This window comes from Bordetella sp., from assembly GCF_057362025.1.
Genome location: NZ_JBMQQZ010000060.1, coordinates 1 through 10,246 on the forward strand (window position 1 = coordinate 1; position 10,246 = coordinate 10,246).

9 protein-coding genes and 1 pseudogene are annotated in these 10,246 nt (G+C 65.9%); 4 read left to right on the forward strand and 6 right to left on the reverse strand.

Annotation, left to right across the window (positions count from 1 at the left end; genetic code table 11):
* Window positions 1-2: 2 nt before the first annotated feature.
* The gene (gene yddG / locus ACO1P8_RS11750) at window positions 3-932 is read left to right on the forward strand and encodes an aromatic amino acid DMT transporter YddG (protein WP_486296065.1); all 930 of its coding nucleotides are present in this window, start codon (window positions 3-5) and stop codon (window positions 930-932) included.
* Here the strand turns inward: yddG and ACO1P8_RS11755 are convergent.
* The 3 genes from ACO1P8_RS11755 to ACO1P8_RS11765 form a co-directional block, all read right to left on the reverse strand.
* Window positions 929-2,317 (reverse strand): tripartite tricarboxylate transporter permease, encoded by a 1,389-nt coding sequence (locus ACO1P8_RS11755; protein WP_486296066.1) that lies wholly within the window; start codon window positions 2,315-2,317, stop codon window positions 929-931. The genes yddG and ACO1P8_RS11755 overlap by 4 nt on opposite strands.
* Entirely contained in the window at window positions 2,314-2,808 is a 495-nt protein-coding gene (locus ACO1P8_RS11760; protein WP_486296067.1) for a hypothetical protein, read from the reverse strand. The genes ACO1P8_RS11755 and ACO1P8_RS11760 overlap by 4 nt, the downstream gene beginning before the upstream one ends.
* A gap of 91 nt (window positions 2,809-2,899) precedes the next feature.
* The gene (locus ACO1P8_RS11765; protein WP_486296073.1) at window positions 2,900-4,189 is read right to left on the reverse strand and encodes a hydroxymethylglutaryl-CoA reductase, degradative; all 1,290 of its coding nucleotides are present in this window, start codon (window positions 4,187-4,189) and stop codon (window positions 2,900-2,902) included.
* 121 nt (window positions 4,190-4,310) lie between these two features.
* Here ACO1P8_RS11765 and ACO1P8_RS11770 point away from each other — a divergent pair, with 121 nt between their 5' ends.
* Window positions 4,311-5,729: an aminotransferase-like domain-containing protein gene (locus ACO1P8_RS11770; protein WP_486296068.1), complete on the forward strand. Its 1,419-nt coding sequence runs from the start codon at window positions 4,311-4,313 to the stop codon at window positions 5,727-5,729.
* A 142-nt stretch (window positions 5,730-5,871) separates the two neighbouring features.
* Window positions 5,872-7,011 (forward strand): Fic family protein, encoded by a 1,140-nt coding sequence (locus ACO1P8_RS11775; protein WP_486296069.1) that lies wholly within the window; start codon window positions 5,872-5,874, stop codon window positions 7,009-7,011.
* On the opposite strand, the gene ACO1P8_RS11780 is transcribed toward ACO1P8_RS11775, so the two are convergent.
* Together ACO1P8_RS11780 and ACO1P8_RS11785 are read right to left on the reverse strand one after the other, a co-directional pair.
* A complete protein-coding gene (locus tag ACO1P8_RS11780; RefSeq protein WP_486296070.1) occupies window positions 6,998-7,882 on the reverse strand; it encodes an MBL fold metallo-hydrolase in 885 nt (294 codons plus the stop codon). The two genes, ACO1P8_RS11775 and ACO1P8_RS11780, sit on opposite strands and share 14 nt — an antisense overlap.
* 21 nt (window positions 7,883-7,903) lie before the next feature.
* Window positions 7,904-8,899, reverse strand: coding sequence for a Bug family tripartite tricarboxylate transporter substrate binding protein (locus tag ACO1P8_RS11785; RefSeq protein ID WP_486296071.1), 996 nt, complete (start codon window positions 8,897-8,899; stop codon window positions 7,904-7,906).
* A gap of 155 nt (window positions 8,900-9,054) precedes the next feature.
* On the opposite strand from ACO1P8_RS11785, the gene ACO1P8_RS11790 reads away from it, so the two are divergent.
* Window positions 9,055-9,993, forward strand: coding sequence for a LysR family transcriptional regulator (locus ACO1P8_RS11790; RefSeq protein WP_486296072.1), 939 nt, complete (start codon window positions 9,055-9,057; stop codon window positions 9,991-9,993).
* A 42-nt stretch (window positions 9,994-10,035) separates the two neighbouring features.
* On the opposite strand, the pseudogene ACO1P8_RS11795 reads toward ACO1P8_RS11790, so the two are convergent.
* A pseudogene (locus tag ACO1P8_RS11795) lies at window positions 10,036-10,246 on the reverse strand (MFS transporter); the annotation flags it as partial.

Here is a 10,246-nt window from a genome sequence, read left to right on the forward strand (position 1 = left end):
ACATGACGAAGACCCAGGCAACGCTGATCGGCCTTATCGCGGTGGTCCTGTGGAGCTCCATCGTCGCGTTGCTACGTGGCGTGGCAGAGGCCATGGGGCCGTCCGCGGGGGCGGCGCTGATCTTTACGGTGGGTTCCGTCCTGCTGCGCCTGACGGTAGGCATCCCGCCACGTCGGGCATCGCCGCGCGCCTATCTGTTCGCCGGCGGTTTGTCCTTCGTTGCCTACGAGCTGTGCCTGGCGCTTTCCCTCGGGTACGCGACCAGCAGCCGCCAAGCCATCGAAGTCAGTCTGGTCAATTACCTGTGGCCGAGCCTGACGATTCTTTTCGCCGTCGCATTCAACAAGCAGAAATCCACGGCGTGGATCGTTCCCGGCGTGCTTCTGGCCTTCATCGGCGTGTGGTGGGCGCAGGGTGGCGCGCAGGGACTGGGCCTCGCCGCCACGATGGCGAATATCCGTGGCAATCCTCTCAGCTACGGCCTGGCGTTCGCGGGCGCGCTGATCTGGGCCACGTATTGCACGGTGACGGCGAGGATGGCGAACGGGGCGAGCCAGGTGACGCTGTTCTTCGCGCTGACGGCACTGGCGTTCTGGATCAAGTCCCTGGTGGGCGGCGATACCGTGATGCACCTGGGCTGGAGCGTGGCGGTGCAGATCGTGTTGGCCGGCGCCGCGATGGGCTTCGGTTACGCGGCCTGGAATTTCGGCATCCTGCACGGGAATATCGCGGTGTTGGCCGTGGCGTCGTATTTCATCCCGATCTTTTCCTCCGCGCTGGCGGCGGTGCTGCTGTCGGCGCCGTTGGCGGCGGGATACTGGAACGGCGCGGCGATGGTGTGCGCCGGTTCGTTGATGTGCTGGTGGGCGACGCGGTCGCGATCCCGGCATCGACGAACCGGCGGTGTTGAACGAACCGCCAGTGGCGGCTAGGTAATCAACTTGACGAGGGCGGGCACCGTCAGCACCGCCGTGTAGTAGCCCATGAACTGGACGCCCGTGTTGAACGCGAAGGCGCGGGAAAGCAGGCCGCCCAGCAGTCCCATCGTCAGGATGACCAGCAGGCCCAGGAGCTGTCCTTCCCAGACGCTGATCACCACGATCAGGCCGACGAAGGTTGCGATGATGGCCTCGTGGCTGACCTTGCGGGATACGAACAGCGCGGCGCGCCGGGCGTAGTTCATGGCGAAGGGATAAGAGACGAGGGACGCGATGACGACGGCCAGCATGCCGTATCCCAGGAACTCCCAATGGTTCATCAGGTTGTGCAGGTTGTGCGTTTGTCCGGTCGCGCTGTCCACGGTGAATCGCGGCGGCGCGTTGAACAGCGGTGCCGCCGGTCCGGCCGCGACCGGGCTCAGCGGCAGGCCGAATGCGATCAGGGGAATCAGCGCTTCGGCGATGTAGGTGGCTTCCGTGACGCCATTGCGCGCGCCCAGGACCGTCGTCAGCCGGTGATACGCGTGCCGGATGCGCGAGCCCACCATTTCGCCCATCACCACGGTCATAGCGACCGGGCTGAAGACGAAGGTGGCGCTGGAGACTGCCGCCGTGGCCAGCGTCCAGCGGGTCTGGGTGCGATCCAGGACCTTGAAGGGATTGGGGAAGTAGCCGGACCAGCCCTTTACATCGGGCGCGAGCGATAGCGTGCGTACCTGCTCGCGGGCCATCCGCTTGCGGCCCTGCGGCGACAGGACGGCGAACAGGTCGGCGATCAAGGGGCCGATGGCGATGCCAAGGAAATAGCTGACGCTGAGTTTGACGCCGTACTTGGCGGTCAGGCTTTGCAGGGCGATGATGACCATCACGAAAGGCACCAGCAGGGCCACCGAGGCCCAGCGGCCGGCGGAGAAGTAGGCGATCAGTACGGCGGCGGCCAGGAAGATCCAGGGCGCCGATCGCGTGATGGCCGGGCCGAAGGGCGCGAGCAGGACGGCGAACAGGACCGCGAGCGGGACGGCGATGAAGGCGGCGATGATGCCGCCGGAGATCATCTTGCGCAGGGCGATATGCGGCACGCCGAGTTTGCGCAGCATGTTGGCGTCCTGCAGCAGTGGTGTCGCCATGGTGTCGCCCGGAATGCCCAGTAGCGCCGTCGGCACGGCGTGGGTCATGTGCTTGGCCACCGCGCCCGCCAGGAAAAACGTGAAGACGCCGGCGGGCGGGACGCCCAGCAAGGCCACGAGCAGGGTCAGCGGCGCGATGGTGGTGGTTTCGTCGGTGCCGGAGATCAATCCGATGGCGGCGAAGACGACTGCGCCGACGAGGCCCATCGCGGCCGCTGCCAGGATCTGGTTGAACAGTGCGGGGTCGCTCATGCCAGTGCCTCCTTTGCGCGCGCCATGCGTGGGGCTCTCGTTTCCACCTGTCCGGCGAAGAGCTCTTGCAAACCCAGTTCGCGCAGTTCCTGCAAGGCCGCCGGGGGCAGGTCGTCCAGGGTACCGAGTCCGCCGGGCTCGTTGGCCAGTTCTGCCAGGACTTCCTCGCGCCACGCGGGGTCGGCGCGCGAGGTGTCCTCGACGACTTCGCGCTTGGGCGGGAACAGTCGCGCGCACACCACGCCCGCGATCACGCTGCCCGCCAGGCCGGCGAGCATGGCATAGGCGTGGGCCAGCTCCACGGACGATGCCAGGCCGCGCAGCCAGTGACCGGCCGCGACGAAAGCGGCCACGCTGATTGCGATGCCGATGACGATGGACCAGGCCAGGTGGCGCAGGTCGACGGTATCGCTCCATACTTCGGCAAGCCGCCACGCGGGGTCGCGGGGCGGTCCGGCATGCTGCCCGGATGGGATGGGGGCCATGCTCATGGTTATCTCCTCCTTCTGGTTGCGGCCGGCGCGGGCGGCGAGCCCGGCACCGGTCGTCATTCTTCTACTGTGATGGCGGTCCCCGCCGATACTACCCGTGCTCCCGCAGTGCTTGCAGCAAGGCAATGGCGCGGTCCGTGCGCACGTCTTTTTCCTCGGCCATGCGCCGGGCGATGGTGTCGATTTCCTTGCCGGTCGCGCCCGCCGTCAGCGCGATATTGCGCGCATGCAGCGCCATGTGGCCGCGCTGTATGCCTTCCGTCGCCAGCGCGCGCAGGGCGCCCAGGTTCTGCGCCAGGCCGACGGCGACCGCGATCTCCGCGAGTTCCTGCGCCGAGCGCACGCCCAGGATCTTCAAGGCCACCCGCGCCAGCGGATGGGTCTTGGTGGCGCCGCCGACCAGCCCCATGGCCATCGGCATTTCAATCGAACCGACCAGTGCGCCCGATGCGTCCTTCTCCCACGCGGTAAGCGAGGTATAGCGGCCCGTCCGCGCGGCATAGGCATGCGCGCCGGCTTCGATCGCGCGCCAGTCGTTGCCGGTGGCGACGACGACGGGGTCGATGCCGTTCATGATGCCCTTGTTGTGGGTGGCGGCGCGATAAGGGTCGACGGCGGCGAACGCCCAGGCATCGAGGATGCCTTCGATGATTTCCTCGCCGCCGCGTTCCCGGGTGGCCAGGGCCTGTGGCGTCAGCCTGACCCGCGCGCGCGCGAGCCGCAGGTCCGCCAAGTTGGACAGGATGCGCAGCCGCACCGAGCCGCCGGTGATTTCCTCGACCAGCGGCGCGACGGCCTCGGCCATGGTGTTGACGGTGTTGGCGCCCATGGCATCGCGCACGTCCACGATCAGATGGACCACGGCCATCGGGCCGCGCGGCGTATCCGCGAAGATGTGGATGTCGATGTCGCGGCAGCCGCCGCCCAGTTCGACCAGCAGCTTGTCGCGGCTGTTCGCCAGCGCGAGGATGCGGTCTTTGGCCCGCAGCAGGGCAAGGCGCGCGCCTTGCGGGTCGGTCAGGCCGAGGATCTGTATCTGGGCCCGCATTACGGGGTCGGTACTGGAGGTCTCGAAACCGCCGCATTCGCGCGCCAGCTTGGCCATATAGGACGCGGCGGCGACGACCGAGGGTTCCTCGACGGCCATGGGCACCAGCACGTCCCGGCCGTTCACCTGGAAATTGGCGGCGACGCCCATCGGCAGTTCGAACGTGCCGATGACGTTCTCGATCATGCCGTCGGCGCGATCCAGCGCCAGGGCGCCGGGGCGGGCCAGGGCGGTTCTTTCCTCATCGTTCAGATCGACGGCGCGCACGATGGCCTCCAGCCGCTCGGGCGGGGACAGGGCGCGGAAATTGGAAAGGCGCGAATCGACCACTATGAATGTTCCTTATAAGAATCAACGGGTCGATGCTAGGTAAACTGTACCGCCATTGACAGGTACAGTTTGGGCCAACAGTACCATCGCACTGCACCAATTTCGAAGGAGGGCAGCGGCCATCGTGGACGGGGATGACAGCGGCAAAGCGGCGCGGAGCAGGCGGCACGCGCCCATCGCGGAAGGCCTGGCGCGCCTGATCGGGCAACAGATCGCCGATGGCGTATACCGCGCGGGCGACAAACTGCCGTCGCTGCGCGAAGTGGCCCAGTTGCACCGCTATGCCAAGAACACGGTGGTCGTCGCGTTCGAGATGCTGGTGGCCCAGGGGCTGGTGGAGCCGCGCCGAGGCTCGGGCTTCTATGTGGCGGACCGGCACTACGCGCGCAAGCCCATGGAGGAAGAATCGGGCCAGTTGAGCCGGGCGATGGATATCGTGTGGCTGATGCGCGAGCAGTTGAAGACGCAACCCGACGCGGTTGCCGTCGGCGACGGTTTTCCCCCGGTGGAGTGGCTGGCCGACATGCGCATGGACCGCTATCACCAGAAGGTGGTCCGCACGGGACTGGGCAGCCTGTTCCGCTATGGCAGCCGCTTCGGTTATGCGCCCCTGCGTGAAAGCCTGGTGCGCAAGCTGGGCGATATCGGGGTAGAGGCGTCGGCGTCCCAGGTGGTGCTGACGCACGGCGCGAACGAAGCCATGGATTTGCTGGTGCGCTATTTCGTCGCGCCCGGGGCCGCCGTGCTGGTGGACGATCCCGGGTATTACCCGCTGTTCGGCAAGCTGAAGCTGGCGGGCGCGCGCATGCTGGGCGTGCCGCGCCTGCCGGACGGACCGGACCTGGCGGAGCTGGAGCGCCTGCTGGCGCGCGATAAGCCGCGGCTCTTCTTTACGCAGTCGCTGGCGCACAATCCCACGGGATCGGACATCTCGGCGGCGAAGGCGTACCGGGTGCTGCAGCTATGCCAGGCACATGGCGTGAAAGTGGTGGAGAACGACCCGCTCGCCGATTTCAAACTGACGTCGGCGGTACGCCTGGCCGCGCTGGACCAGCTCGCGGGCACGATCTATATCGGGAGTTTTTCCAAATCGTTTTCCGCCGCGCTGCGGGTCGGGTTCATCGCCTGCGATTCCGCGCTGGCGAGCGACCTGGCGGACCTGAAGGCGTTGGTGCACGTGAGCAGTTCCGAATACTGCGAACGGATGGTCGATGTGATGCTGCGCGAAGGGCACTACGAGCGCCACCTGTTCCGCCTGCGCCGCCGGCTGGAGGCGGCGACGGCGCGGGCGCTGCAGGTCCTCGATGAGCTGGGTGCCGAGGTCTTCACGCGCCCGGCGAGTTCGCTCTACCTGTGGTCCGCGTTTCCCGGCATCGAGGACACGGTAGCGCTGGCGCGCGAATTGATGCCGGAAAAGATCCTGCTGGCACCGGGGCGGGTGTTCAGTGTCGATGCCGATAAGGTGTCGCGCTGGTCCCGGTGCAACGTCGGCGCGCTGGCGGACGACCGCTTCCGCGAGGCGTTGCGCGCGCGATTGGGATGAGGGTCGTGTGGCGATCATCGGCCGGCGGTAATGCACGGGATGGGCTGCGACTGGAGACGCCTTCGCAGCGATGATGTAGAGATTCGCCGCATTTTTCGCGTAGAAGGTTGCCTGCGCGGCGAATAACGTGGGCAATCTCCGCATGAATAGCGGAGATTATTTCTATATCTGGCAGGCCAACGCTTGGCCGGACTGGCGCTACGACCTGGCGGAGCTCGCCGAGCCACTGGCGCGCGCCAGCCGTGTCCAAGGCTTGCTTTTGGGCCGCCTTGCCGATGTCGGCGCGGGCCTGCGCGCCGAGGCCAGTCTGGCGACGTTGACAGACGACGTGGTCGGGACCAGCGAAATCGAAGGAGAGCATCCGAATATTGCTTCGGTGCGCGCTTCGATCGCTCGCCGCCTCGGCGTGGACATCGGCTCCCTGGCTCCCGTGGATCGCCACGTGGAGGGCGTGGTTGAAATGGTGCTCGACGCCACGACGCATTACGCCCGGCCGTTGACGGCGGATCGGCTGTTTGCGTGGCATGCCGCGTTGTTTCCGACCGGCTATTCCGGCCTGAGCAAGATCGCCACCGGGACGTGGCGGGACGATCGGCATGGCCCTATGCAGGTCGTCTCCGGTCCCGTCGGCCGCCAGAAAGTGCATTACGAGGCGCCCCCGGCAGACCGCCTGCCGCAGGAGCTGGCGCAGTTCCTGGCATGGGTGAACGTGCCAACGCCGGAAGAACCGGCACTGCTGCGCGCCGGCCTGGGGCATTTGTGGTTTGTCACCCTGCACCCTTTCGATGACGGCAACGGGCGCATCGCGCGTGCGATCGGCGATCTGCTGCTGGCCCGCGCCGAGGGAAGCCCGCAACGCTTCTACAGCTTGTCGGCGCAGATCCAGCGCGAGCGCAAGGCCTACTATGAGGTATTGGAACGCACCCAGAAGGGAACGCTGGACGTTACGGACTGGCTGCTGTGGTTCCTGCGGATGTTGGACGAGGCCGTGGCGCACGCCCATCGCGCGCTGGACGCCGTGCTCGACAAGGCGCGCTTCTGGCAGCGTCTGTCGGGTGCCTCGCTTAACGGGCGTCAGGTGAAGGTGCTTAACCGTTTGCTCGACGGCTTCGACGGCAAGTTGACCAGCAGCAAGTGGGCGGCGCTTGCCAAGTGTTCGCCCGACACCGCATTGCGGGACATCAACGAACTGGTGCAGGCCGGCGTGTTGCAACGTTCGGCGGCAGGGGGGCGCAGTACCAGCTATGAGCTGGCGCATCCCCGACCCGTCAATCCAGCTTGACTGCCGCCGGTCCGGAGAACGGGATCTGCATCCTGTCTTCGCCGAAGAAAATGTGGCCCTTGTAGACCTGCGCAATCTCCCGCACGATGCGTTCGCGCAGGCCCGGCCGGTCGAACTGTTCCGTCACGTGGGAAATCACCAGGTTGCGCACGTTGGCCGCGGCGGCCATTTCCGCCAGTTCCATATGCCCCATGGTGAACGCCGCGAAGGTTTTGCTGGGGGCGGTGCCTGACATGTAGTGGCACATATGCACCAGCACATCGCAATCCTGCGCCAACGCCGAAAGCGCGCGGCTGGGGCCGGTGTCGCCGGAGTAGACGAAAGACTGTCCGTCGGCATCCAGCCGGTAGCCGTATGACACCAGGTGCGGCGCGAAATGATTGACCGGCGCGACGCGGACCGTCCATCCCTTGCCCTGCACCGTGGCATCGTCCGCGACCTCGTGCAGGACGGGGACCGGCCGCGCGCGCTGGCCCACCCCGCCGCGCGCCTGATAGACATCGATGCTGGCCTGGTTCTGCGTGCGCGAGATCAGGTCCGGGCCGAAGGCGCCGTCGTCGGCGATCAGCCGTTCGGTAATCAGCTTCAACGGAGGCGGCCCGTAGACATGCATTTCGGGGATCTTGCCGGCACCCTGGTCCCACCGTGTGAGCAACAGGCGAGGATAATCGCCCATGTGGTCGTAGTGATGGTGGCTGAAAAAAGCGTGGGATACACGCGTGGCCGGTATGCCCAGTTCCAGCAGGCGGTGATGCGCGCCGAAGCCATGATCGAAGACCAGATAGTCGTTGCTGATCCTGACGACATAGCCCGAGCACATGCGGCGCAGGGAAGGGGTGGGCGTACCGGTGCCCAAAAGCCATAGTTCCATGGTGCTTCCTGTTGTTCGCCGTTATTCGGCCGAGATATTCAATTCCTTGATCAGCGCGCTGTACTTGCGCTGTTCGCCTTGCACGAAGTCGGCGAATGCGGCGACGGACATATCGGCTGTCTGCACGCCCTGTACCGCCAGCCCTTGCCGGACTTCGGGGGCTTGCAGCGCCGCGATAATGCGGTCGTGCAGCAGTTGCCGCCGGTCCGCCGGCACTCCCTTGGGAACGAAGAAGCCGAACCAGCCCGCGAGATCCAGTCGTGGATAGCCCCGGGCGGCGAGCGCGGGGACGTCGGGCAGCGCCGGGCTGGGCGTGCCGGATGTGACGCCCAGCGCATTCAGCCTGCCGCTCTTGACGAAGGGCACCGCGGGCGGCATTCCGGAAAAATAGATATTGACCACGCCGCTGACCGTATCCGTCACAGCCTGGCTGCCGCCCTTGTAGGGTACCGGCAGGATTTTGATGCCGGCGTCCTTGGCGAGCAGCGCGCCGGCGATATCCGCGGGACTGCCCGTCCCGGCGGTGGCATAGGTGATGGTGCCGGGCTTGTCTTTGGCAAGCTTCACCAGGCTATCGATATCCTTGGCGGGCACCGATGGATTGGCCACGAGCAGCAGCGGCGTGGAGCCTGCCAGCGCGATGGGCGCGAAATCGCGCGTGACGTTGTAGGCAACCCCTTTTTGGACCAGGGGGTTGATCACCATTTCGGACGTGTAGGCGAGCAATAGCGTATAGCCGTCCGCATCGGCATGTGCCACATAGTTCGCGCCGATGGAGCCGGCCGCGCCGGCCTTGTTTTCGACGATCACGGATTGCTTGAGGTCGGCCGACAGTCGTTTGCCGACGAAGCGCGCGATGACGTCGCCGGTGCCGCCCGGTCCGTAAGGCACGACGATACGTATGGGTTGGTCGGGATACCCGTTTGCATGGGCGGGCAGGGCGGCGCCGAGGGTGGCGATGCACAGGGCGACGGCGCCCGGCAGGGTTCGGCGGGATGCGGTTCGAGTGGGCTGCATAGGATTCCCCTTGGTTCTGTTATGTTCAAGCATGATTTTCTTATTATTATCATGGTTATTGTCATAACATAATGGTTATGTTCAGGGGGCGTGCAGGGCGCATGCTCCCGCTTCCAGCTTCCCGCCCCGTCCGGCGCCCCATCGCGAATGACCCTATGGACTCTCTGTTTTCCAAGCTGCGCATCAAGGATCTGGAACTCTTGCGTGAAATCGCCGCCGTGCGTTCCCTGACCGCCATTGCCGACAAGCGCGAGCTCACACAGCCGGCCTTGAGCCGCGCCTTGCGCGATATCGAAACCGCGCTGGGGACGCAGGTTTTTTCACGCGACCGCATGGCGCGGCTGGAACCCACGCCCCTGGGCAGCCTGATACTGGCGCGGGTGAACCTGCTGTTGGCCGAAGCGGAAGGCCTGCGAGGCGAGTTGCTGGCCTTCGAAGAAGGTCGGGGCACGCATTTGCGATTGGGCGTTATTCCATTTGTCTCGAATGAATTGATGCAGGCGATCCTGAAGGAATTGACCGCCGGGCAGTATGCGATGTCCATCAGTACCTACGAGGCTTCCACCGATCAATTGGTCTCGGCCTTGCGGCGCCAGGAGTTGGATGCGGTGCTGGGGAGGATTTCCGTGGACACCGCGGCGAACGAACTGCATCAGGAAAAGCTGTTCACGCAAAGCGCGTCCGTCCTCGTCAATGCGGGAAGTCCGTTGGCAAAGGAGAAAGCCTTGAAGCTGGAGACGCTGCATCGGCATGAGTGGGTATTGCCGCCCCAGGCCAGTCCGACGCGGCTGGCGTTCGCCCAGTTGTTCGTATCGCACGGCGCTACGCCGCCGTCCGCCCGCGTCGAAACGACGTCGGCGCGGCTGATCCATACGGTAATCAGCGGCAATGTCGCGGCCCTCGGGCTGCTGCCGCTGGATATCGCGGCGGAGTTGGAGAAGTGGGGCGGCGTGAAGGCAATCGGGCTGCCGGCGCCCTTCAAGATGCCGCCGGTTGGATTGATTACGCTGGCGAAACGCCGATACCTGCCGGCTGCGGGCATTCTGCGCGACGTCGTGCGCGGCGTACTGGCGCGTTCGGTCACCTACCGATAGTTCGCCGCGGCCGCGCGCCGGCGTCCCGCGGCGTCGCCTACCCTAGGCTTTCGCCATCGCCCGTGCCGTCAGCCGGCGCCGCGTGGCCAGCGCCACGACGGCGATGGCCAGGGGCGGGAAGGCGATCCAGCAGACCATGTCCCATCCGTAGTTGGCCAGTACCCCGCCGGACGAGAACGAGCCCAGCACCATGGTGCCGAACACGAGGAAGTCGTTGAAGGCCTGGACCTTATTCCTTTCCTCCGGCCGATGG